Source organism: uncultured Thiodictyon sp., assembly GCA_903837595.1.
GTDB lineage: Bacteria > Pseudomonadota > Gammaproteobacteria > Chromatiales > Chromatiaceae > Thiodictyon.
The window spans coordinates 1-23,432 of sequence record CAILVI010000439.1; the positions used below are offsets into that span (position 1 = coordinate 1).

Annotated in this window: 23 protein-coding genes; 18 read left to right on the forward strand and 5 right to left on the reverse strand. The window is 64.5% G+C overall.

The annotated features are described in order from the left end of the window. Positions 1 to 385, forward strand: a 385-nt coding sequence (locus QZY44_RS26060; RefSeq protein ID WP_295455006.1) for a hypothetical protein, incomplete at its 5' end; no start/stop codon positions are given. 515 nt (positions 386 to 900) lie between these two features. Here the strand turns inward: QZY44_RS26060 and QZY44_RS26065 are convergent. Genes QZY44_RS26065 through QZY44_RS26085 form a run of 5 tightly spaced genes read right to left on the reverse strand, consistent with a single transcriptional unit; the run spans position 901 to position 5,924 of the window. After that, the gene (locus QZY44_RS26065) at positions 901 to 1,953 is read right to left on the reverse strand and encodes an ATP-grasp domain-containing protein (protein ID WP_295455007.1); all 1,053 of its coding nucleotides are present in this window, start codon (positions 1,951 to 1,953) and stop codon (positions 901 to 903) included. 11 nt (positions 1,954 to 1,964) lie between these two features. Further along, complete coding sequence (locus tag QZY44_RS26070) at positions 1,965 to 2,903, reverse strand: HpcH/HpaI aldolase/citrate lyase family protein (protein WP_295455008.1); 939 nt, start codon at positions 2,901 to 2,903, stop codon at positions 1,965 to 1,967. Then, the gene (locus QZY44_RS26075; RefSeq protein ID WP_295455009.1) at positions 2,900 to 4,042 is read right to left on the reverse strand and encodes a cysteine protease StiP family protein; all 1,143 of its coding nucleotides are present in this window, start codon (positions 4,040 to 4,042) and stop codon (positions 2,900 to 2,902) included. Before QZY44_RS26075 ends, QZY44_RS26070 begins: the two co-directional genes overlap by 4 nt. Further along, positions 4,039 to 4,797: a hypothetical protein gene (locus QZY44_RS26080; RefSeq protein WP_295455010.1), complete on the reverse strand. Its 759-nt coding sequence runs from the start codon at positions 4,795 to 4,797 to the stop codon at positions 4,039 to 4,041. Before QZY44_RS26080 ends, QZY44_RS26075 begins: the two co-directional genes overlap by 4 nt. Next, positions 4,794 to 5,924 (reverse strand): phosphoribosyltransferase domain-containing protein, encoded by a 1,131-nt coding sequence (locus QZY44_RS26085; protein ID WP_295455011.1) that lies wholly within the window; start codon positions 5,922 to 5,924, stop codon positions 4,794 to 4,796. The genes QZY44_RS26080 and QZY44_RS26085 overlap by 4 nt, the downstream gene beginning before the upstream one ends. 325 nt (positions 5,925 to 6,249) lie before the next feature. Between QZY44_RS26085 and QZY44_RS26090 the strand changes: the two genes are divergently transcribed. From QZY44_RS26090 to QZY44_RS26170, 17 genes are all read left to right on the forward strand, one after another. Continuing rightward, the gene (locus tag QZY44_RS26090; RefSeq protein WP_295455012.1) at positions 6,250 to 6,729 is read left to right on the forward strand and encodes a tellurite resistance TerB family protein; all 480 of its coding nucleotides are present in this window, start codon (positions 6,250 to 6,252) and stop codon (positions 6,727 to 6,729) included. An 82-nt stretch (positions 6,730 to 6,811) separates the two neighbouring features. Then, positions 6,812 to 7,450 carry a VWA domain-containing protein gene (locus QZY44_RS26095; RefSeq protein WP_295455014.1) on the forward strand — a complete coding sequence of 213 codons (639 nt, stop codon included), beginning with the start codon at positions 6,812 to 6,814 and terminating at the stop codon, positions 7,448 to 7,450. Between the two features lie 20 nt (positions 7,451 to 7,470). Further along, complete coding sequence (locus QZY44_RS26100) at positions 7,471 to 8,523, forward strand: TerY-C metal binding domain-containing protein (RefSeq protein ID WP_295455016.1); 1,053 nt, start codon at positions 7,471 to 7,473, stop codon at positions 8,521 to 8,523. 3 nt (positions 8,524 to 8,526) lie between these two features. Next, a complete protein-coding gene (locus tag QZY44_RS26105; RefSeq protein ID WP_295455019.1) occupies positions 8,527 to 9,972 on the forward strand; it encodes a PP2C family serine/threonine-protein phosphatase in 1,446 nt (481 codons plus the stop codon). 10 nt (positions 9,973 to 9,982) lie between these two features. Beyond that, entirely contained in the window at positions 9,983 to 11,482 is a 1,500-nt protein-coding gene (locus tag QZY44_RS26110; RefSeq protein ID WP_295455021.1) for a lipopolysaccharide kinase InaA family protein, read from the forward strand. 238 nt (positions 11,483 to 11,720) lie between these two features. After that, positions 11,721 to 12,296 carry a TerD family protein gene (locus QZY44_RS26115; RefSeq protein WP_295455023.1) on the forward strand — a complete coding sequence of 192 codons (576 nt, stop codon included), beginning with the start codon at positions 11,721 to 11,723 and terminating at the stop codon, positions 12,294 to 12,296. An 11-nt stretch (positions 12,297 to 12,307) separates the two neighbouring features. Continuing rightward, positions 12,308 to 13,471 (forward strand): TerD family protein, encoded by a 1,164-nt coding sequence (locus tag QZY44_RS26120; RefSeq protein ID WP_295455026.1) that lies wholly within the window; start codon positions 12,308 to 12,310, stop codon positions 13,469 to 13,471. 67 nt (positions 13,472 to 13,538) lie between these two features. After that, positions 13,539 to 14,114, forward strand: a complete 576-nt coding sequence (locus QZY44_RS26125) for a TerD family protein (protein ID WP_295455030.1) — start codon at positions 13,539 to 13,541, stop codon at positions 14,112 to 14,114. A gap of 85 nt (positions 14,115 to 14,199) precedes the next feature. Then, complete coding sequence (locus QZY44_RS26130) at positions 14,200 to 14,769, forward strand: TerD family protein (RefSeq protein WP_295455032.1); 570 nt, start codon at positions 14,200 to 14,202, stop codon at positions 14,767 to 14,769. A 137-nt stretch (positions 14,770 to 14,906) separates the two neighbouring features. After that, entirely contained in the window at positions 14,907 to 15,947 is a 1,041-nt protein-coding gene (locus tag QZY44_RS26135) for a DUF475 domain-containing protein (RefSeq protein WP_295455034.1), read from the forward strand. A gap of 238 nt (positions 15,948 to 16,185) precedes the next feature. Further along, entirely contained in the window at positions 16,186 to 17,223 is a 1,038-nt protein-coding gene (locus QZY44_RS26140; protein WP_295455036.1) for a formylglycine-generating enzyme family protein, read from the forward strand. Positions 17,224 to 17,372: 149 nt separating this feature from the next. Continuing rightward, the gene (locus QZY44_RS26145) at positions 17,373 to 18,059 is read left to right on the forward strand and encodes a TerB family tellurite resistance protein (protein ID WP_295455039.1); all 687 of its coding nucleotides are present in this window, start codon (positions 17,373 to 17,375) and stop codon (positions 18,057 to 18,059) included. A 35-nt stretch (positions 18,060 to 18,094) separates the two neighbouring features. After that, entirely contained in the window at positions 18,095 to 19,222 is a 1,128-nt protein-coding gene (locus tag QZY44_RS26150; protein WP_295455041.1) for a formylglycine-generating enzyme family protein, read from the forward strand. Positions 19,223 to 19,519: 297 nt separating this feature from the next. Continuing rightward, positions 19,520 to 20,995, forward strand: a complete 1,476-nt coding sequence (locus tag QZY44_RS26155; protein WP_295455043.1) for a hypothetical protein — start codon at positions 19,520 to 19,522, stop codon at positions 20,993 to 20,995. A gap of 17 nt (positions 20,996 to 21,012) precedes the next feature. Further along, positions 21,013 to 22,491 carry a hypothetical protein gene (locus QZY44_RS26160; protein WP_295455045.1) on the forward strand — a complete coding sequence of 493 codons (1,479 nt, stop codon included), beginning with the start codon at positions 21,013 to 21,015 and terminating at the stop codon, positions 22,489 to 22,491. Positions 22,492 to 22,546: 55 nt separating this feature from the next. Further along, positions 22,547 to 23,038 (forward strand): hypothetical protein, encoded by a 492-nt coding sequence (locus tag QZY44_RS26165; RefSeq protein ID WP_295455047.1) that lies wholly within the window; start codon positions 22,547 to 22,549, stop codon positions 23,036 to 23,038. Positions 23,039 to 23,079: 41 nt separating this feature from the next. Further along, positions 23,080 to 23,432 (forward strand): tubulin-like doman-containing protein (locus QZY44_RS26170; protein ID WP_295455048.1); only part of this gene is annotated, 353 nt, incomplete at its 3' end.

A 23,432-nucleotide genomic window follows, 5' to 3' on the forward strand; every position in this document is an offset into this window, starting at 1 on the left:
CATGACCCCGGCCCGCGTGGTCGAGCTGTTCGTCTGGCGCTGGTCGCTGGAGGTGACCTTCGAGGAAACCCGCCGTCACCTCGGCGTGGAGACCCAGCGCCAGTGGTCCGCCCTGGCCATCGCCCGTACCACGCCCGTGCTGCTGGCGCTCTGCTCCCTGGTGTGCCTGATGGTGTATCGCTGGCGCGATCCGTGGCCCGTGCTGGCGCGTTCTACCGCTTGGTACCTCAAGCCGCATGCGACCTTCTCCGATTGCCTGGCCCTGGTGCGCCGCACCAGTTGGGCCGAGGCGAATTTCGTCACATCAACCGCAGACCCGGACTCCTTCGTCATTTCCCGCCAGGATTGGCAACGCGTGCTGAATCAACTGGCCTCGACTCCCTGAAAAGGCCAAAGTCGAGGTCGACTAACGGCCACGCTTTTGCCATTGCGGCCGCTCATGGTCGAAGTCGAAATGTTCGGGTTGTTCGCCAGAGCGATTGCTGCGGGACCTGCGGGTAGCCCTCCGAGTCGAGTCTTTGCCCGGCCTTGGGTACAAAACCGGCCACCCGCGCAAAGCTCCGGCAGACTAGAAAAGTCCTGTCAGCGACTTCAGGGTATCTCTCCAACGCAAACCGCGCGGTCTTGGCCGGGCTTATGGTCAAGGTCCGCGGCGGCCTTGGTCATATCCCGGCCACCGCTCGTTGGCCCGCGCAGCGGACCCTACGGGCGCGGTGCAAGCCTTAAGGGTCCGCTGTGCGGACCGATCGCCTGGCCGCAATGACGATCAAAACCCGCGCGGCGGGCTTGATCACAATTGTGGCCACCGGCGCTCCCGGCGCCGAGCGCCTGACACATGCGTGACGCCGCTGGAGCGGTGTCACGAGCGCCGCCGTCGGTCCGCGCAACGGACGCTACGGTTTAAAGGGCTGGTTCCGTTGGCCATTGATCGGTACACACCGACACTACACCTTGAACCGGCGCAATCGCAACCCCCCCAGTCGGCGGCGGAACTGCCGACGGCTCGACCAATCCGAGTGCGATGGCGGCATTCCAATACGGAAAATTGATCCCCGACTGGCAGGCATAGAGCAGCCCGCCCGACATCCGCGCATTGATCTCCAGCAGGTGCGGAATCGCATGCTGGTCCTTGAACTGGCAATTGAAGATGCCGTCCAGGCCATAGCGCTCGGTGAGTAGCCGCGCATAGTCGACGGCGGCACCCGCCGTTTCCAGCACTTGGTGGCGTCCCTTCTTGGCCCGCGCTACCGCGGCGACCAGCCGCCCGTTGACCGCCAGGCAGTCCACCGAGCGCTCGGTGTCGGGCAGGAAGGGCATCAGCAGGAGTTCAAAGCGGCGCCGCGTCCGTTCCAGTGCGCAGCGGTAGGCGTGGAGCGAGATGACGCCCGGCTCCACACCGAGCAGGGTGTCGTAATCGTCGGCGGTCTCACTCAGGATGCGAAAGCCGGCCCCGTAGATGCCCACGGTCGGCTTCACGCACAGGCGCGGGTGGTGCGTGCGCAGGGCCGCGTAGGCGTCGTCGAAGGCGGCCAACGAATCGACCACCCGGTACTCCGGGAGCGGGATCGGCGTCCCCACCAGGTCCCGGTAGAGCGCGTCCTTGTGTTCGAACAGGGCCAGCGTCGCCGGCGTAAAGACCTGGATGCGCGTACCCACCGCGGCGAAGGCCGCGCCAGCCGCGGCCAGCGCGCGGGCGCGGCGGCTGGGGATAAAGAGTTGTACCTCGTAGCGGCGGCATACCCCGAGACACCACTCGACATAGTCGGCATCGCTACAGGTCCCGGCGGGCTCGACCAAGGCCAGGTCGGCCGCCGCCAGCACCGGGGCCTGCGGTTCGGTGTGACTCGCCAGTACCCGTAGGGTGCCGCCGGCGGCCTCGCGGCTCAGCCTCACGGCGTCATAGGTGTTCGACAGTCCGCTGTTGTACCAGAGCAGTGGTGAGGGAGGCGTCATGGGTTCCAATCTCAGGCCTCGGCGCGGTCGGACCGCAGCCCGTAGGCGTCCAGGCGGGCGAGGGTGCGCGTTGCCCAATGGCTGTGGGTGGTCGGCTCGGCCATCTGGCCGTTCAGACGAAACACGCCGACCGCGTCCGGGGCCAGGACCGCGCGTGCCAATGCGGCCTCGCTCGGCGGTACCGCATAGGCAGCCTCGATCGGGCCGACCTGGGTGGGGTGGATCGCGGTCTTCGCCATCAGCCCGTGGATCAGGTCCAGTTCCAGCTCGCGGGCCAGGACCTGGGGGCAATCCAGGTGCTCGAAGACCGGCGCCGACAGGTCGTAGCCCTGACCGCGAAACTCGATGATCAGGTCATCGATCACGCGGCGCAGCGGCGTGTCATAGGCCGTCAGCTCCTTCGGCCGTCGGATGCCGAGCAGGTGCAGCAGGTCGTTGCCGCCGATGCGTACACAGGTCACGCGCTCACGCACTTGGTCGAGCCGCACGCGCAGCCGGCGCAGGCGATCGCGGCAGAACGCAACCTCGGTCTCGACAATCGGCATGATCGTGAGGTGTCCGGCCGGGGCCAGCGCGTCCAGATAGTCGCCCAGGTTGTGCTCGTCGAGCTTCGGCAGGCACACCCCATCCACCCGCTCGATCCCGCGCATCCTGACCATCTCGGCCAGGATCTCGGGGTTACGCGGGCGCAGAAAGCGCAGTGGCCCCGTCGGCTCCAGATGGCTCAGGGCCGTCCGCAGGTTGGCCAGGGCGCGTGCCAGGTCGCGCTCGTGTACGGAATCCTCGGTGCAGACCACGAGTGAGCGCAGCGCGGGGAACTTGTGCCCATTGAGCAGGCTCGGCAGGTCGGCGCGCGTGGCGGGCATGTAGAGCGAGGCCCCGAGCCGCAGGTAGGTCGGCGGGAGGTCCCCGAGGGCGGGGTCGGTCTGGCGCAGCGAGTCGGTACTCAAGGTTCGTTACTCCTGACTGGACCGGCGCCGGTGGCGCCACGGTGGGAATGGATGAGCGCGGCGGCCCGGAACGGCATCCTGGCCTCGATGCCGATCGGAACCCCGCGGGACTCCGCCAACGCGATCAGGTGGCGCACGTCGGGATCGTCGCGGTGGCGCAGCAGCAGTTGTTCCGGCACCCGGCGCAAGAGGACCCGGGTCGCCTCGGCGACCCCGGGCTTGACCAGATTCTGATCGACGATGCCGTGGTGCGCCATGCAGTCGTGGAGCCAGTCGCGGGTCTGGCATGCGCGCGCCTCCCGTTCGTCGACCCGGATCTCCTGCGCCTGGACGCCGTCGAAGGTTGCGGCGATCCGGTCGAGGAACCAGGTCGAGCGGTCCGCCGCGGCGAACGCCTCGTAGAGCACGCAGCCGTGGAAATCGTCCGCCCCGATCTGGTGGTTGAGCACCGAGCGGGACACCAGGCCGGAGACGGTCGCGTTGAGGATGCCGGATGGAATCGCATAGTCGTCGTAGCTGGCGGCCACGTCAGCCACGCCGCCGATGTCGCTCACGACATAGAGCCGGTCGTCGAGTTGCTCCGGCTCGGTGCGGTTCCACTGCGCGACTGCGGCTTTGAGTTCCGCCGTGATGACCCCCTTGGCGGTCCAGCCGTCGACGAACACCACCCCGGCCGCCGGGCGGTCGGCGCGGCGCAGCAGATAGCGTAGTGCATTGGTGTCGATGCCGCGGTCGCGGATGATCGAGATCGAATAGTGACGCGCGGCGACTCCCAGGTGCGTGGTCAGCGCGCGGGTCAGGAGTGCCCCAATCGGGGTGCCCGCCCGGGCGAGCGACACCACCGTGATGGGCGCGACCCGGGTGTTGGCGATGTGGGTGGCGAGCGACAGGCAATCGCGCCCCAGGCGCTCGGCATGGGTGTCGGTAAGCGTGCAAAAGAGCTCCAGATAGGCCGGCGGCGGCAGTGATTCGGGGGCCAGCATCTCTGAGTAATGGCGGGTGGCGTCCTGGATCATCCGCTCCTTGAGGTCCACCGGGGTGGGGTCGAGCTGGATCGGCTTGAGCAGGAACTGACAGTCCGCGAGCGCGTAGCTGCCGCTGAAGGGGGCCTGCGTGAATGACTGGGCGCCCGAGTTCATGACCAGCATTCCTGGTGGATCTGGGTCCCGCTCGGCACCAGCGCGAAGTCGCAGAGCATCATGAACCCCAGATCGGAGACGCTGTCACCGAGTCCGAGGAAGGTCCGGGTCGGGTCCTGCGCGCGCTTGATCGCCATCAGGTGCGCCACCGCGGCGCGCTTGTCGGCAAAGGGTGGCAGGGCGGCGAGGTTGCGCCCGTTGCGATGCAGCCGCCAGCGCTCGGCGCCCTGCTCAAGCACCAGCTGCTCCGCCCGGTCCAAGGCCGCCTCATCCCCCTTGATCGAGACATAGACCGGCACCCCGGCGTCCTCGATCACCCGCACCCGGGCCGCGAGCCGGGCGCGTTCGATCAGGTCCTGCACGGCCGCGGAGAGCTCCTGCATCGCGGGCCCGAACGCCTCGGCCCCGGCCGCCAAGGGGCCGCGCCAGGAGGGCAGAACCTCGCCGTCCGGTCCGTAGAGCACGGCGCCGTGACTGGTGATCCGGCAGGCGCGAAAGACCGGGCTCACCACGCGATCCAGGGCGGTGCGGTTGCGTCCGGTCACCGGAATGACCTCGCAGCCGTGCAGCAGGTCCAGCAGCGCCAGCTGCGCCGGGGTGTGGAAGGAGAGCGGCGCGCCGTCCCGGTCATAGGCCGCCTCGGTTAGCGCGTCCGCGCCGCTGTTGCCGGTGCCGTCGGCCAGGGCGCGGGCCTTCGCCTGCGTTTGAAACAGGGTGTCGTCCAGGTCGGTGAAGACGGTGATGGCGCGGGTCATGTTGGGGCCTCCGGGGCGCCGGGGATCGGCAGGCGTTGCCAAGCGAGCCCCGGGTGCGGGGCGTCGCAGGCGCGCGCGTCCTCGTAGAGTGCGAGCGCGAGACGGTCAGTCCCGGGTGGGTTGTGCAGGTAATAGCCCACGCCTTCGCCGTAGGGGTCGGGGCAGCCGCAGGTCCGGGTGATCGCCCCGCCAAGCAGCACCGGCGAGCGCGACGTCGTTTGAAAAGTGACGTCCTGGCCCGCAAGTTCCAAGGCCTCGGCGGCCAAGAAGGGCGCGAAGGCGCACTCACCCGTGCCGATGACGGCCAAGGCCCGGTCGGTGTCGTCCAGGGTGAGGATCGGGGCGCGCGACCCGCCCGGGGGTAGGTGCAGGCCGCGCCGACCCAGGTCCTCGCGTGCCACCCAGCCTGGCCCGCTTGCCTCGACGTTGGTGGGGAGCGCGCCGGTGACGGCCCCGGCGTCCAGCTCGAAGGCGAATTGGCCATCGAGCAGGCTGCACCAGCTGATCCGGCAGGTGCCGCCAAGGGCGCGGGCGAGCTGCCCGCGCTGCTCGGCACCCAGCCAGTTGACCAGGCTGACCAGCACGATCGACTCGAGTTTGGGCGTCCAGGGCCCAATCTGTTCGGCGAGCCGCCTGACTGACTGCCCGGTCGAGACCTCGTCGTCGACGATGACCAGGGTGCGCGCGCCGCTAAAGTGGTCCGCCAGTGCCGGCTGCGGGCGGTGCAGCAGGTGGGTGGGGGCGTGTGAGTGGGCCTCCTCAAAGGTCAGCATGGGCGGCGCGGCGAGTGGCCGGCGGGTCGTGTGTTGGAAGCCGATGTCGGTGCGACCGCTCGTGCGGGCCAGACTGTCGGCGACGCCGGCGCCCAACCCGGTGGCCGTCTCCGCCAGGCCGATCACCCACACCGGGCCAGGGGCATCCAGGAGCGGGGCGGCGAGTCGGCGGTAGGTGTCACGCATAAGTCGCGGTCGGCACGGGATATGGCGCCCCAAGACCTTGGATACGAACAAAAAGGGGCGGCGCGGGTTGGCGCGGGCGGCGAATCCGAGCAGGTCCGTCAGCGGCAGCTCCTCACGCTGCGTGGTGATGCGCAGGGTGCCGCCGGGGATGGTGAATGCGTAGTGCATCGATCTGGCCCCTTGGGTCGAGATGAAACGGTGGACGACGCGCGATAACGCGATCGGCGGGCGACTGCCGGCGCCTCGCCCCGGCGCGTCGATACACAAAAGATTGAGTGACTGCCATGCCAACGCGGGCTGCTGGGAGGCGGGCACGGAGCGTTTCGCGCCGTCCTGTGAAGCGTGCTTGTGACCGTCCGCTGGCCGGTTCGGTGACAAAACTGTCACGCCTGCGGCCTTGACGGCCTGCCGGTGGACAGAATACCTTGTTGTTTGCGCTGACCCTGGGAATGTGACTCAGGGTCTCTTCCGTCATTTAACCAAGGTGTCATCCATGCTGCAAGGTATGTTCGATAAGTTGAAAGAAATGGGCTCCAATCTCAAGGACGAAGCGGCCCGCTTCCGCAGCAAGACGTTTATGAATGCCTGTACTGCCGGCTGCGCGATCATCGCGAACGCTGATGGGGACGTCAGCGCCGAAGAAAAGCGCAAGATGATGGCCTTTATGAAGACCTCAGACGTCCTGTCGCTCTATGACACGGCGGATGTCATCAAGAGCTTCGATGGCCATTGCGCCAAATACGAATTCGATTCCCAGATCGGCGAGGCCGAGGCGCTGAGCGTGGTCGCCGGGATCAAGGGCAAGCCCGCGGAGGCCCGCCTGCTGGTGCGCGCCTGCTGTGTCATCGCCGGGGCCGACGGCAATTTCGACGAGGCCGAGCGTGCTGCCGTGACCCGGATTTGCCATGAGCTCGGGCTCGAGCCGAGCGAGTTTCTGCCGACCACGTCGGCAGCGCCAGGTTTGAAAAAATAAGATTATTAGAATAATGCGTTAGGTCATCGGCGGCCGAGGGGCATCGTCCCCCCGCCGATCAACGTTGCGGGGGCTGAATCGGATGAGCGAGCGTCGTCTGCCTGTCTATATCCTCGTCGATACCTCGGGTTCGATGCGTGGGGAGCCCATACACTCGCTCAATGTCGGGCTCAAGGCGATGGAGCAGGCGTTGCGGCGCGACCCCTTCGCGCTGGACACGGTCCACCTGTCGCTCATCACCTTCGATCTGGAGGCACGCGAGTTATTTCCGCTGACCCCGCTGGATGCGGTGCGCATCCCCGAGATCGAGGTACCCAGTTCGGGGGCGACCTTTCTCGGGGCGGCCCTGGATCTGCTGGTGCAGCGGGTCGACCGCGACGTGCGCCGCGGCAGCGAGACCCAGCACGGGGACTGGCGTCCCATGGTCTTCGTGATGACCGATGGTGCGCCCTCTGACACCCAGGCCTACAAAGAGGCCACGGCGGCCGTCAAGCAGCGCGACTTTGCCCGCATCGTGGCCTGCGCCGCCGGGCCCAAGGCGCGGGTCGAAGCGCTGCGCGAACTCACCGACACGGTGGTCTCACTCGACACCCTCGACGGGGCGATGTTCGCGCAGTTTTTTCAGTGGGTGTCCGGCAGTATCGCGGCGGGCGGGCGTAGCGGACCCGACGCGGGGGATGCCCTGCCGGCCCTGCCGAGTGAGTTGCGTATCGCGATCTAGCGTCATCCAGGGGCAACATGATGCGGCGTCTCCCCATCTTTCTCGTACTCGATGTGTCCGAATCGATGGCGGGCGATAACCTGTTCCGCTTGGAGGAGGGGATCGGGACCATCGTGTCCACCTTGCGTACGAATCCCCAGGCGCTCGACACCGTCTGGCTCTCGGTGATTGCCTTTGCCGGTATCGCGCAGACCCTGGTCGAGCTCCAGGACCTGGCCGCGTTTCGCGCTCCGATACTGCCGATGGGCGGCGGCACCTGTCTGGGGGTTGCGCTCGATCACGTGATGAATGAGATCGACCGCCAGGTGGTGGTCCCCAGCAGCACCCGCAAGGGCGACTGGCGCCCCATCGTCTATTTGTTCACCGACGGCAAGCCGACCGATCAGGTCGCCGCGGCCCGGGCGCGCTGGCAGGAGCGCTACGCCGCCCGCGTGGATCTCGTCGCCGTTGCCATCGGGCGCTATGCCGATCAGGCCACGCTGCGCTCACTGACCGAGCACGTTCTGCTATTCGACGATACCGCGTCTGGGGGGTTCGACGTGTTCGTGCGTTGGCTCACCGAATCGGTGTCGGCGCAGAGTCAACGCATCGGTGAGCCCGGGAGCGGGCGTCTGACCCTGGCCAAGGCGGACCCGGGCGTGCTGCGCCCGCTGACCACGACGAGCGGCCCGGCGCCCGGCAGCGACCCGGATTGCGTGGTGCTGGTGGGGCGCTGCCAAACCACCGGGCGCGCCTATCTGCTCAAGTACGACCGTGAAACAGTGCCCATCTCGACCGGCGCTTTTTCCATTGATGCCAACGGCTATCGGATCGCGGGTTGTTATCCCCTCACCGAGGACTATTTCCGCTGGAGTGACTCCAGCGGCGCGGGTGGGAGCGCCAATACCGCCGATCTGATGGGTGGCGCCGCGTGTCCCCATTGCGGCAACCCGATCACGGTGGCCTTGTGCGGCTGCGGTAAGCTGATGTGTCTGCGCGGGCCGGGTGAGGCCATCTGTCCCTGGTGCCATTCGGACCTGGAGTTCGCGCCCAGTGCCAATCAGAGCTTCGATGTCGAGCGCCGCCAGGGCTAGGTCATGGACGTTGAGACTCGCGCCAATCTCTCCATGACCCTGCTCGATGTACTGCGGGGGCGCCTGCCGGACGGCACCCGTTGGCCGACCGGTGCCGCGCTGGCTAACGCGCTGGCGGCGGCTGGACGGCTGATCGATCTGATCGTCGCCGCCCCCGCGGATGACAGTGCGATCGCGCACGACCGTGATGTTGCACACGCCGCGGTCATCTCGGCGCCGATCGATGCCGCTCAGCGTCCGGGCAGCATCCCCGACACGCCGTTACCCAGGAGCGCCCCCGTGCCGCCCCGTCTGGTCACCGAGATTGAGTCCAACGCCCGCGAGGGCGAGCCGTTCCAGGCGCAAGTCAGGGTGCGCGCGGGCGACGGTCGGGCAATGGAGATCCTTGCCTGCGAGGTCCCGGCGGCGGCCGGCGTCACCTATGAGTCAGGATTCTTGACCGGGACGGCGCCGCGGCCCGGCGAGTATCCGCTGTCGATCACGTGCCAAGCGGCGGATGACCCACAGGGGTCGCCCTGCCGGGTCACCGCCACCCTGGTGGTCAACGCCGATCCGCGTGCACTGTGGAAGGACCTGCCGTCCGACCGCGACGCGGCCGGATGGAAGCCGGACACCGCCGCGGTGCACCTCCCCGCGGCCCATGACCGGCAGGTCCTGCTGGCCAGTCGACGCGGGCGTTCACATGCCCACATCGGGGCCTTGCGCGACGACGACTATGGCTGCTGCGTCACCGCGGCCGATGGGTGGAACCTGATTGCGGTTGCCGACGGCGCGGGGAGCGCGAGCTACTCGCGCATCGGCTCGCGCATCGCCGTCGACACGGCGGTGGCGGTCGCCCGTGCGCGGCTGCTCGATGACCAGTCCGGGCCATGGTTGCGGGACCTGGCGGGTGAGGACCCGGGCGCCGCCCGCGCGGCGGCCTATCACACCCTAGGCGCCGCCGCCTTCGAGTCGTCCAAGGCCATCGAGGCCCAGGCGCGCGCCCAGTGCAATGACCCCCGTGACTATGCGACGACCCTGTTGCTGGCGGCCCATACCCGCACCCCGCTCGGCGATCTGGTGGTCACCTATTGGGTGGGTGACGGCGCCATGGCTCTCTACAGCACTGAGCACGGGGTCGAGTTGCTGGGGATGCCGCAGGGCGGGGACTATGCCGGTCAGACCCAGTTCCTGGATCGCTCGGTATTCGTGGATGTGGACCAGATCATGCAGCGCCTGAGTGTCCGGATCGTCCCCGGCTTCACCGCCCTGCTATTGATGACCGACGGGGTGAGCGACCCCTGGTTTCCGTCCGATGTGGTGCTGCGGCAGTCGTCGGCCTGGGCCGGGTTCTGGGCGGAGATCGCGCCACTCCTGGCCGCTGCCGACCCGCAGGCGCGCGCGCTCGACTGGCTCAATTTTTGGAGCCGCGGCAATCACGACGACCGCACCCTGGCGGTGTTGTGGTAGGGTTCGCCAGATGAATGACATCATTGAGCTCAAGACCTGGCAGGGCGAGGCGGTGGCCTTCGAGGACGCCGTCATCGGGTCTGGTGCCATGAAGGACGTCTGTTTCTCCCCGGATCGCTCCTATGTGATCGGGTTCTTCCGCGAACCCCAGGGTGCGGCCACCCGCGAGCGTCTGCGGGTCATCTGCGAAGACTATCGCGCGGGCATCTTCGGTCAGGTCGGCGGCGACTATTGGCGGGATCTCCTCTGCTGGCCAAGCGGTGTCGTCGAGTACCAGGGGCGGGTCGGCGTGGTGGTCCCGGTCTATGCGCCGCAGTTTTTCTTCGAATACGGCTCCGCCAACAACGATATGCTTGGCATCAAGGGCCGCGAGAAGGAGGGCAAATGGTTCGCGAGCGCCAACAATCAGGCGCGCTTCCTCGACCCGCGTGAACGCGGTCATTGGCTCAACTATCTGCTCATCTGCACGCGTATCGCCCGCGCGGTCCGGCGGATGCACGCCGCTGGCCTCGCCCATAGCGATCTGTCCTATAAGAATGTGCTGGTCGATCCCCGCAGCGGTAGCGCCTGTATCATCGACCTCGATGGCCTGGTGGTCCCCGGAAAGTATCCGCCGGACGTGGTCGGCACCCCCGATTTTATTGCGCCTGAGGTCGTGATGACGGCGCACCTGCCGCACGCCAGCCCCGAGCGCAAGCTCCCCAGTATCGCGACCGACCGTCATGCGTTGGCGGTCCTGATCTATATGTATCTGCTCTATCGCCACCCGCTGCGCGGGTGCAAGGTCCACGACCCGGACCCGAGCTGCGACGAGGCCCTGGCGATGGGTGAGCGCGCACTCTTCGTTGAGCATCCCCAGGACCCCAGCAATCGCATCTGTGTGGCCGATGCGCGTCCCAGCGAACTGCCGTGGTGCGATACGCAACGTATGCCTTACACGCTGACCGGCCCCTATCTGACACCGCTCTTCGAGCGCGCCTTCACGGCTGGATTGCACGACCCCCGGTTACGTCCTTCTGCCGAGGATTGGGAGTTTGCCCTGGTGCGCACCGCCGATCTCAGCCTGCCCTGCGCCAATCGCGGGTGCATCCAGGGCTGGTTTGTATTCGACAACCGACGCGTGCCGAGCTGTCCTTTCTGTGGGACCCCCTACCCCTGGCCGCTGCCGCTCTTGAATTTCTATTCGAGCCGGCATGGCGACAGCTTCCGCCCGGATGATCAGCGGCTGATGGTGTATACTGGCCAGTCACTGTTCGAGTGGCACGTGAATCGCTACCTGGCCCCCAACGAACGCCTCACGCAGGCGCAGCAGGCCCGGGTCGGCTATTTTGAGCTTCGACAAGGCACCTGGTGGTTGGTCAACGAGCGACTTCCGCAGTGCCGCGACCTGAGCGCCGGGCGCGATGTCGCGGTGGGTGAGCGGGTGGCCTTGCGCGACGGTCTGCAATTGCTCTTGTCGCGGGAGGCGGGCGGGCGGCTGGCGCTGGTGCAGATGGCCGGAGCGGCCTGAGAGTATATGGACAGGATTAACAGGATTTCGCAGGATTTACAGGATTACCCGATGATTTGACGCGCACCGTCTTCATCCTGTGAATCCTGAAAAATCCTGTTAATCCTGTCCGTTTTCCAGCGGCTGGTAAGACCCTTGATGCCTGGTTTTTGGTCTCTGGCGGGTCGGTCTGAGGCGCAGCGGCTGGCGCGACTGCGCGGCCTTCATCATCAATCACTAACAGCGGATGGGTATCGTCATGGCACTGAATCTCTCGAAGGGTGATCGTATCTCGCTGGAAAAGACCGGCGGCCCGGGCCTGACCCGCGTCATACTGGGTCTCGGATGGGGCAAGCGCAAGAAGAAGGGATTCTTTGGCGCATCCGAGATTGAGGTTGATCTCGACGCCTCCTGCCTCATTTTCGCGGCCGGGAAACTGGTCGACACGGTGTGGTTCCGACAACTGAAGAGCCAGGACGGGGCGGTGCGTCACACCGGTGATGACCGCTCGGGTGGCGGTAGCGACGACAACGAGCAGATCAGCGTTGAACTGACCAAGTTGCCGCCGACGGTCGATGTCTTGGTCTTCACCGTGAATTCATTCCTCAATGACAGTTTCGAGGGCATCCCCAACGCCCTGTGTCGCTTGCTGGATGGGGTGGGAAACAAGGAGCTGGCGCGCTTCGACCTGTCGCTCGACGGGGCCAATAATACCGGCATGGTGATGGCCAAGCTGTATCGCGAGAACGGTGCCTGGAACCTGCAGGCCATCGGCGAGAAGGGCATGGGCCGCACCTTCAACGAACTGATGCCACTGATCAGCCGTCATCTCTGAAGGGGGTGTCGATGGACCTACAATCCGGTCAGAATGCGCCCGTCGGTGGGGGCCTGGTGCGCCTCGCGCTGACCTGCGACCCGCCGAATCAGGCCGCCAGCCTGGACGTGAGCGCCTTTATGCTCAATGCCGCGGGACGCGTGTCAGGGGATGGTGGGTTCGTCTTCTACGGCAACCCAAGCGATCCCGCGGGCGCGGTGCGGCTCGACCCGGTCGCCGCCACCTTCCAGGTCGATCTCGCGCGGGTGCCAATGGGGATCGAGCGGGTGGTGATCGCGCTCAGCATCGACCCGGGCGTGGCCGGTCTGCGTGCCTTCTCGCAGTTTCGGGCGCTGCGCTTGAGCGCCACCAGCCCCAATGTCGACCTGCAGTTCCCGGTGGTTGCCGCGGGGATGACCGAGAGTGCGTTGATCATGGGTGAACTCTACCTGCGCAACGGCGCCTGGAAGCTGAGGGCGCTGGGACAGGGATTTGTCGGCGGGCTCGCCCCGCTCGCCCGCAACTATGGTGTGGACGTGAGCGAGGCGGCACCGGCACCAGCGGCGGCGCCCGCCCAGCGTCCGCCCGCGCCGCCGACTGCACCGTCGCGCATTGACCTGAAGAAGCGCGAGCCGATCTCGCTGGAGAAGCCAGCCAAGGGGTTCGGGCAGATCGAGATCAACCTCAATTGGACGCGCGGGCAGGTGAAGCGCGGTCTGTTTGGCGGCAAGAGTGGCGGTATTGACCTCGACCTCGGGTGCATGGTCGAGCACGCCGACGGCGACAAGGACGTCATTCAGGCCCTGGGTGAGCGCTTCGGCCGCCTGGACGCGGCGCCCTTTGCCAAGTTGCTGGGCGACGACCGTACCGGCGAGTCCGATTCTGGAGAGACCCTGTTGATCAACGGTGATCGCTGGGCGGCCTTCAAGCGGGTCCTGATCTATGCCTTCATCTATGATGGTGCGCCGCATTGGGCCGCCGCCAACGCGGTTGTGACGGTCCAGGCACCGGGTTCGCCCGAATTGGTGGTCGCGCTCGACGAGCACTCGACCGGCAAGGGCATGTGCGCGATTGCGCTGCTGGAGAACGATGGCGGACGGATTCGCGTCACCAAACTCGTGGAATACTTTGCTGCACACCCACAGATGGACGAAGCGTACCGCTTCGGCTTCCAGTGGCAGGCCGGCCGCAAGTAGCCCACTGAACCAAACCGGCGCGGCAGCGTCGAACATTCTTCATTCGCGTTAAGAGGAGCAACGGATCATGGCCGTTTCGCTGCAAAAGGGTGGGCGTGTGTCGCTGGACAAGGCGGCGCCCGGACTCAAGAATGTGCATGTCGGGCTGGGTTGGGACCCGCGGGTGACCGACGGTGCGGAATTCGATCTGGACGCCTCGGCTTTCCTGGTCACCGCCTCCGGCAAGGTCCGGGGCGATGCCGATTTTATCTTCTATAACCAGTTGAAATCGGCGTGCGGGTCAGTCGAGCATACCGGTGACAATCGCTCCGGGGCCGGCGAAGGCGACGACGAGGTGATCTATGTCTACCTCGACAAGGTCCCCGCCGACATCGCCAAGATCGTATTCACAGTCACCATCCACGAGGCGGACACCCGTAAGCAGAATTTCGGTCAGGTGGGCAACGCCTATATCCGGCTCCTCAACAAGGACACCGGCGCCGAGGTGGTCCGCTTCGATCTCGGGGAGGAATACTCCACCGAGACCGCGATGGTGTTCGCGGAGCTCTATCGCAGCGGCGCGGAATGGAAGTTCAATGCCATCGGCCAGGGCTATGCCGGCGGTCTGGCGCCTATGGCACGGCAGTACGGCGTCGCCGTCTAGCCTTTTTCTCTGGCCCGACCGATACCCGGCCGGCCTTTCCAGCAACCACGGCCGCACGGCGGCCGATCCAATGGAGCGCTCGCAGATGCCAGTCAACTTGACCAAGGGTGGAAACGTCTCCCTGACCAAAGAGGCCCCGGGGATCAGCAAGATCCGCTTCGGCCTGGGCTGGGATGCCCGCAGCACCGATGGCGCCGCCTTCGACCTCGACGCCGTCGCGGTGGTCGTGGGCGCGAACGGCAAGGTGCTCTCACAGCCCTACTTTGTTTTCTTCAATAACCTGGCGACCCCGGACAAGTCGGTGGTCCACCAGGGTGACAACCGGACCGGCGCTGGCGAGGGCGACGACGAGGTGATCGAGGTCGATTTACCCAAGCTGCCGGCCGAGTCTGCCAAGGTGGTCTTTGCGGCCACCATCTATGAGGCCGATACCCGTAAGCAGAACTTCGGCCAGGTGGCCAACGCCTATATCCGCGCGGTCGACGAGGCCACCGGTGCCGAGGTGATGCGCTTCGACTTGAGCGAGGACTTCTCCACCGAGACCTCGCTGGTGTTCGGCGAGCTCTACCGCCGCGAGGCCGAATGGAAGTTCAAGGCCGTCGGTGCCGGTTATGCGGACGGCCTGGCGGGGCTCGTGCGCGACTACGGGGTCTAGCGCAGTCGCCCTCGGTTCATCGCCGGTGGGGTGCTTTGAGGTACCCCGCCGACCCGATGCGCTGAGTCTGTTCCTTGCCCCAGGGCTGAGTGCCCGGGGGCGAGGAAACGCTAGGTCTAAATACTTAGAGCAGTTTCATGAAAGATTTTCGTCTCTCCTTCATCGTTACCCTTCTCTGTCTCGCGGGCGCTGGCTACTGGGGCGCCCAGTCCGGCCAAGGCATACTTGCCGCCATCACCCTCACTTTGATACTCGGTATCATGGAGGTCAGCCTCTCCTTCGATAACGCCGTGGTGAATGCCGGCGTGCTCAAGGACATGGAAGAGAAGTGGCAACAGATATTTCTTACCGTTGGCATACTCGTTGCCGTGTTTGGTATGCGGCTCCTATTTCCATTGGTGATCGTGGCTATCGCCACCGGACTCGGTCTGGGTGATGTCGCCACGATGGCACTCCAACGCCCTGACGAATATGCCCTGCACCTGCACGATAGCCATGTCGGCATCGCCGCTTTCGGTGGCATGTTCCTGCTGCTGGTCTTTTTCTCCTTCCTGTTCGACGAGGGCAAGGAACTCCACTGGCTGGGGAAGATGGAAGAGCAGCTGGCCAAGCTCGGTAAGCTCGACTCCATTGGGGTGATGATCGCGCTCCTGCTCCTCTTCGTCCTGCAATACCTCTTCCACCTCGACGCCATGGCGCGCCTGACGATGCTGATCGCCGGCGTCGGCGGCATCATTTTGTATATCGCGGTGAGCAGTATCGACAGCCTCTTCGAAAGCGAAGAGGACGGCGATGCGGCCGTGGCCGCCGCCAAGCGCAACGGTGTCGCCGGCTTCCTCTACCTGGAAGTGCTGGATGCCTCCTTCTCATTCGATGGGGTCATCGGTGCCTTCGCCATCACCCGCGATGTCGTCATAATCATGCTCGGGTTGGCCATCGGCGCCATGTTTGTCCGCTCGCTCACCGTGCACCTGGTGCGCAAGGGCACCCTGGATGAGTATGTCTTCCTGGAGCACGGCGCCCATTACGCCATCGGCGCGCTGGCCGGCATCATGCTGATCGGGATCGTCTACGAGGTTCACGAGGTCATCACTGGCCTGATCGGCGTCGGCTTCATCCTGCTGGCCCTAGTGTCGTCCATCCGCTATCGGGCGAAAGAGATGGCCAAGGAGGACTGATGCTGGGAGCGCCGCCGAAGGTCGGGTTAGGCGCGCGTGGTGCGGTCTCTCAGGCAACGACCAATGGTTGGCGCGCGCCGTAACCCGACATCCGGCCTCGAATGGTCGGGTTACGCTGCGCTAACCCGACCTACAGGCTGGGAGTGAGTTGATGTTGCTATGCAGACATTGCGATCAGTCTCTCGCTTGGGAGGTCGAGTATTGTCCATTTTGCGGCAGGGCTCAGCGGCTTGCTACGGTGAAAGAACCGACGCCGACACCTGTGCCGGAGACGATACAGGCCCAACCGGGCCTGGCTCAATTAATCGAGGGCCATCTGGAACAAGATCCGGCGCGGCGCATCGAGCTGGCGGTCGCGGCGGCCCTCGCTGAGATTGAGTCCCGCGAACCCGCGAAACCCGATCCCGTAGGAGCGGCGCCGCGCCGCGAAGAACCCGCGCCAACCCCGGAGCCGGTTGCTATACCCGAGCCCCCGTCTAATCCAACCGGACAGACGCCACCACTGCCTGAACCCTTCTCGTCCTTCCATGACCAACTCAAGGACGGTAGCGAGGGGCCTGAAATGGTCTGGCTGCCGCCTGGGCGCTTCCTCATGGGGTCGCCGGAAGGGGGTAGTATGGCCTTCGATGACGAGAAGCCTCAGCATGCGGTGAACATCAAAGCGCCATTCGCCATCGGCCGTTTCCCCGTGACATTCGATGAATACGATCGATTCTGCGTGGCCATCCCGCGCCAGCAACTGTGGCGCGAGCGACCGTGGCGCGAACGCTGGGGCCATCGCCCGCGCCCGGTCATCAATATCTCGTGGGATGATGCTGCGGCCTATTGTGCCTGGTTGACCGACCAGACTAATCGAACCTACCGCCTGCCCAGCGAGGCCGAATGGGAATATGCCGCTCGCGCTGGGACCCAGACCGCCTGGTCATTCGGCGATGACGAGCAGGTCCTGGGTGACTACGCCTGGTTTAGTGGAAACGCTGAACGCAAGGCCCACCCGATAGGCGAAAAGCGACCCAACCCCTGGGGCCTCTACGATATGCACGGAAACGTCTGGGAGTGGGTGCAGGACCATTGGCACGAAGGCTATCGAGGCGCCCCCGCGGACGGCTGCCCCTGGGAAGATGCCACGGGCGATAGGAGCGTGCTGCGCGGCGGTAGCTGGAACAGTGAGGGTCGCCTTGTCCGCTCCGTGTTCCGCCGCCGCAACGCCCCCGGCTGCCGGGGCATCCCGTACTTCGGTTTCCGGCTCGCCCTAGGTCCGCAGCCCGACCCGTAGAAGGCAAGCCGGTAACGAGCGGGGCCGGACTGCCCGCGCCGCCCATCTTCTGGTGACACCGCTCCAGCGGTGTCATCCCTGTGTCAGCCGCTCTGCGCCGCGAGCGCCGGCGCCACCATTATTCAAACTCTGATCAGGAGCACACCGCAATGGCCGATTGGCAAAAACGAGGCGAGAGCGTCGTCAATTCCGGTATCGATTTTGTTTCCGGCATCGGCCACGCCTTCAAGAATCTGGGGGGCGCCATCAAGCGCGGCAAATACGCCAACTTTATCGAAACCTTCTGCGCCATTGCCGGCGATGTCGCCTCGCAAGACGGCCGTTTCGAACCGTCAGAGACTGAAGGGTTCAAACGCTTTCTGCTGGACCATCACGACAACCCGGTGATCGCCGCCTTTCCGGTCGACGACTTGCTCGGGAAGTTCAAGCAGTATGCCATCGCGGCCTTTCTGTGCGATGAAGAAAAGCTCGTGAAGGCCATCCATGGCGTGGAGGCCGGCAGTGATGAGGCGCGCACCGTCATCATCGGCGCGCTGGCCATCGCCTATGCCGATGGGAACTGTGATGCGGCCGAGTCCGCCTGTATTGCGCAGTACGCCAGGAAGCTCGATGTCGATCTCGCCCAGCTTGCGCACGAGCTCAATCTCTCACTGCCGACCTCCAGTGCCGCTGCGTTGCCGCACATTGCTTCGGTCCAACCGCTTTCGCCGGAGGTGATCTCGCCGCGGCGCGAACCGCCTCAGCCCCTGTGTAAGAAGTGCTGGGCCTTTCTGGTTGCTGGCCAGAGCAACTGCGATTGCGGGCGAGACCTTACGCACGATTATGCGGTTAAGTGAAGTGCCAATGATTGCCAGCGACCAGGTTTGATTTGATGTTGGCCTGCAAATACTGCAAAGCGCCGCTGGGTTGGGCGACCAGGTACTGCCCGTTTTGCGGGGAGCAGCAGACGGTTGTCGGCGTGTCGGCGCAGCCGCCGAGTCCGGTGGCGGAGCCGTTACCATTACCGCCGCAGGCCGGTCCGGCCGATCCGATTGAGCGCCCCCGCGACGAGGACCCGGCGCAGCGGATGCCGACATTCGCCGCGGCCACCGGTCCGGTTGCGGAGCCTGAGTTCGTCGAGCCTGTTGACGAGGAAACCGACGCGCTGTTCTGGGACGCACCTGCGCCTCGCGCGGCAGCGCGTCGCCGCTGGTTGTGGCCGGTCCTGTTCGGGCTCGGCTTGCTGGGGCTCGGCGGCTGGTACCAGTATCCCAACCTCGAATTCCGCCCCATGGTCCCGATCCCGGCCGGTAGCTTTTCCATGGGCTGCCAGCCCGGCGAAAAGCGTAAGTGCGACTATTGGGAGAAACCGGCCCATCGCGTGCGCGTCGCCGCCTTCGAACTTGGCCGGCAGGAGGTTACCTTTGACGAATGGGACACCTGCGTGGCCGAGCGCGGCTGCGGTCAGAAACCCGACGACGCGGGTTGGGGGCGCGGCAAGCGCCCGGTGATCAACGTCTCTTGGGACGATGCCCAGCAATATGTGACCTGGCTCAGCCACAAGACCGGCAAGGCGTATCGTCTGCCAACCGAGGCCGAGTGGGAATATGTTGCCCGTGCCGGAACCGTCACCGCCTTCAGTACCGGTAACTGCATCAGTACCAGCCAAGCCAACTACAACGACAATGTCGCCTATCCAGGCTGTGGCGCCAAGACCGGGGTGTCGTTGGGCAAGAGCCAGCCGGTGGGCAGCTATCGCGCCAACCCTTGGGGCTTGCGCGACCTGCAAGGGAACGTCTGGGAGTGGGTGCAGGACTGTTGGCACGCGAGCTATACCAGTGCCCCGGCAGACGGTTCCTCCTGGCGCAACGCCTGCTCAGACGGTCGGCGGCGTGTGCTGCGCGGTGGTTCCTGGTATGACGATGCCCAGAACCAGCGCTCCGCCAACCGCAGTCGGGCCTTCAGCACCGACCGCGCCGCGTCGGTCGGGTTCCGCGTTGCCAGGTCGTTGGCACGCTGACCCAGATGTCATCTACCGCAGGTCGGTGGCGCGCTGGCCCGTCCACGACATAAGGTTGCGGCCCTGGCCGCGGGCTGGCCGCCGTGTGCTTGACGAAACCCCCTGAACCGCATACCGTTACCGGGTTTCGCGTGGGCCGTGTCACTCGTGCGGCGCGCGGCGCGCGCCCGGTGGGGTGGAGCAAGCGCCACCGCAAGGAATACAATGATCGCGATCGCACAATCGGAGTGCCGACCGCCGGCGAACCGACGTTGTTTGCCTTGGCGCACGCTCACCAATAGGGGCGAGAGTTAAGAAATGGAAACATGGGACCTTGACTATCCTGATGGTCACAGTGAGACCTGGACCAAAGACGGCATTAGCGGTCAATTCAGGCTGGTTCACTACAATGGTCTAGGTGCAGACGCTGACCAATACAGCACGCCCGAAACGGCCGAACTCGCTGGCGCCCGGCTGTGCAGTGAGGGTAACGTCACCGTTGCCTACCCCGGCGTCTTCCGCTACTCGCCGGTTACGGGTAAGCCGCTGTCTGAGCCTTTGGTGTCCAAACCGGAAACCTGGTTGCCTCCTTTTGGACGCGGACATACACCCGACCCGTTCGGGATGCCGGGGCTGCGCCAGACCCATGTCAATTTGGGTTTACCAAGAGGCTTGAAACCTGAGCATGACCCGGGCACCCTGCTGCCTCTGCCGCCCCCCGGCGATTACCAGTTTTTCGTCGGCAACCTCGCCGCGCGGCGTGCCTCTCTGCTGGCCATTGCGCCACGCAAAGGAATGCTTTACGTCTTTCGCGATTCCGCGAAGCATTGGGTGGAAGTGCGCGGGACGCATCAATTGTTGCCCGAGTCCACGCTCAGCACCACCTATTGGGGGTTGGCCTGTCCCGATTCAACCAAGCAGCTACTGTATCTGCCGACCGATCGGGGGTTGGCGCTGCTCGACATCAATATCTTCAACCTGAGCTATGACCTGCGCCTGTTCCCCGGGCGTTGTATGGGCGCCCCGGTATGTTTCCATGGCAAGCGCGTGTTCGTCCCGGTCATCGCCGGGCCGGACCAGGGTGGGATTCTTCAAGTCGATACCGGGAATCCCACGCGCGTCGATCAACTCGAAATCAAACACTACTACCTTGCTGAGCCCTTCACGGTAACCTTAGTCGACCACCGCCGAATCATATGGCTCAGCCGCCTCGGTCAACTGATACTCAAGTTTGAAGATAATACCAATAAACCGACCACCCTATTTATCCCTTGGCCGGCCGGCTTCCAGCCCAGTTTCCAGTTCGGCAGCCCCTATCGTGCGCGGGACGGGGTGCTATGGCAACTGGGGTTCGATCAGCAACAGGGACGTTATGAATATCTGACGCTTGCCAGCACCTCGCCCGAACGACAGGAGACCGCCTCCCCACGCCTGGGTTCGGGCACGATCAACTTTGCGCTGGAAACGCAACTGCGCAGTCATCCCTGGCTCGACCCAGAGACGGTGACCGATGCGGCGTCGCGTCATATTGTCGCGCCCCTACTGGAGTCGCCCAATAAGTCGGCATTATGCGTTCGCATTCCCTGGAATCAGGGCGCTGACGACCTGTTTAACAGCAAAATTAAGCATGCCACGGGGTTCCGGTTGGTTACGGAGCATGGGGACATTGACTTCTTCATGAGGAAACTGACGCGTCCCTGGCTGACCCGCTCATTTGTTTATCGCAACGAGTTCTACCTTTATCACCCGGATTTCGATCAGTCTATTCCCGGCTGGAAACTGCTGTCCTGCTGACCAAGAGCCAGAGCACCATGCGCCGAAGTTTGCTCCTTTTGTTGCTCGGGATCGTCTCGCCAGTGCTTGCCGGTGCCGCAGTGCAGCAGGCCTTTCTTATCCAGAATTCGGGCTGGATGGAGCCGTTTTATACCGATTCGAAATCGCTGTTTAAGCCGCTGATCCTGGCTGTTTTCCATACGGTGACGCGGCCGGAGGATAAGGTCTTTGTGTCGCTATTCAATCAATCAGCGGGCGACAATACATCCCCGGTCTTGGTTTTTTCCAGCGGCGACCCAGGTGGCATAGATGATATCGTCGCCGGCCTCAAGGTGGCGAAGAAGCCGAAATCTGGGGTATTCACCGATACCCATTTTCAGGAGGCGATAACCAAGACGATTCTCGATCAATTTAAAGGCCGACCCGGTATTATCTGGATTTTCACTAACAACAAGAACAGTCCGAATAACGATGTCGGAACGGCGGCGCGCAATCGTGAGTTTTACGAATTGGTGCATAATGAGCCGACGATCGCCAGCACCGTCGCTTTTCCATTGGGCATGCCAGTCAAGGGTCGAGTGTATCAAGCCAGCGGCCTCATGGTTTATGCCTTGGCGTATGGCAACGAGGCCGCCGCCGCGCTGCGCTACCTGATCGACAGTGGACGGACCGGGCAGGTATTTACCGAGCAACCGGCGCGGCTTAAGCCGCTGGACCGGGATTCCGTGCGGCTGTTGCCCCAGGAAATCAGGAACCAGCCTGGAACCACTGTGGGCCTGGCCGCGGATCAGCGCACCGTGGTGTTAGATGTGGCGGCCTCCACACAACAACCGAGCGTCGAGATTCTGGCATCACTCGAAAATCTCTTTTATCCCTATATTATCGAATCGGCGGACCTTGCGGCCCGCTTTGCCGTCGCCTCGTCACGGACTGAGCTGGCCCCCGAGCCGTCGCGCATCACGTCGCTGGAGCCCGGTGCCCGCAAAGAGCTCAGGGTGTCCCTACCCATTCCGCTGGCCCAAATCCCTTCGGTCTGGTCGAGCACTGCGTTGCGTTCGTTAGGCACGCGCTTCGAAATCCACGGTACGCTCGAACTGGAACTGAGCAATCAGCGGCTGGTCTTGTCTGAGGCCTTTCGGAAAAACCTGAATACGCTGTTCCCCGGCGACCCGATTTCCGAAGTATTTTCTCCCCCGCAAGCCGCTCTGTCATCCCTAGTCAGCGTCCCGTTTGTGATTCGTATCAGTTATCCGCTGTATCCCCTCTTTGTCATTGGCCTGGGCCTGCTGATGGGGCTTGGACTGATCCTCTCGGCGTTGCTTTTTATCAACCGGCCGCGCGACTATCAATTGCAGATCGATGGCCGCTTGCAGACCTGCCGCCTCAAGCCGTTTCGCGCGCAGGCCGTGTATACGGCAGGGGGCGATCAAGTGGCAAGGGTGCGGCGTGGGATGAGCAAGGTCGCGATTCTGAACCAAAAGGCAGGGCACCATGTTGAAGTCAGCCAATCGACCTAGTCCGACCACGTTTTTCATGTTCCAATTTTCTTAACTCTTCACGCGGGGACATCCCATGGCCCAGACGACCACCACACCTGACAGCATGGCCGGCCATCAAGGGCAGGCAGCGAAACCGGCGCCACAAGGCTTTCGACTCCCCGACCCCAACGCGCCGCCACCAAGCCTGACCGATGGCGGGGCCCTGGGATCAAACCCGCCGGGCTCGACCGCGGCGCCGACGATACCCCTGACGTCCATTGATGGCGTCCGGTCCGATACGCTGCCGCGTGACCTGGCGATCGGCGGCGGAATTCTGCTCGTCCTGGTCATCGCCTTTTTCTTTGCGAAGGGTGCTTATGCCAATCTGCTGGTCGGCAAACGCGTCGCGCCGCGTTCTGCCAATGCGGCAGGTTGGTGGCTGTTCGTGCTATTGACCAGCCTGGCGACCTGTGGGGTGTTGGCGGTCGTCGACCAGGTCCGTTTTGTGACGCCTATCTACCTCGCCAGTTTCTTGGGTGTGGCCCTGTTGGCTTTGATATTGATGTTAGTGACCGGGCGCCGGTGAACCAGTCAGTCACACAGTATCCACGACAATAGGAGTGCATCATGGCAGAGCAAGAGAATGTGGCGCGCGCGAGGCGGGCGGAGCAAATCGTCAAACTGCGTCCGACCCTCTATATTGGAGTGGGCGGTACCGGCATGGAGGTTATCCTGCGGGTGCGTCGCCGGATACTGAGCGCCGTGTGGGGGCCGCAGCGCAACCCGACGCGGATCGCGACCCTGGCTGAATTTCCGGTCGCGCAATTCATTCACTTCGATCTCGATCACGGCGCCCTGGTGGAGTCCGGCAAATCGCAGCGGACCGACCCGCTGGCCGATGCCGTCAAACTGTCCGATGAGGACCGGCTGATCGAGGCCTTTGAGATCGAGCGCTACAGTCGCAGCGATGACGACCTGGC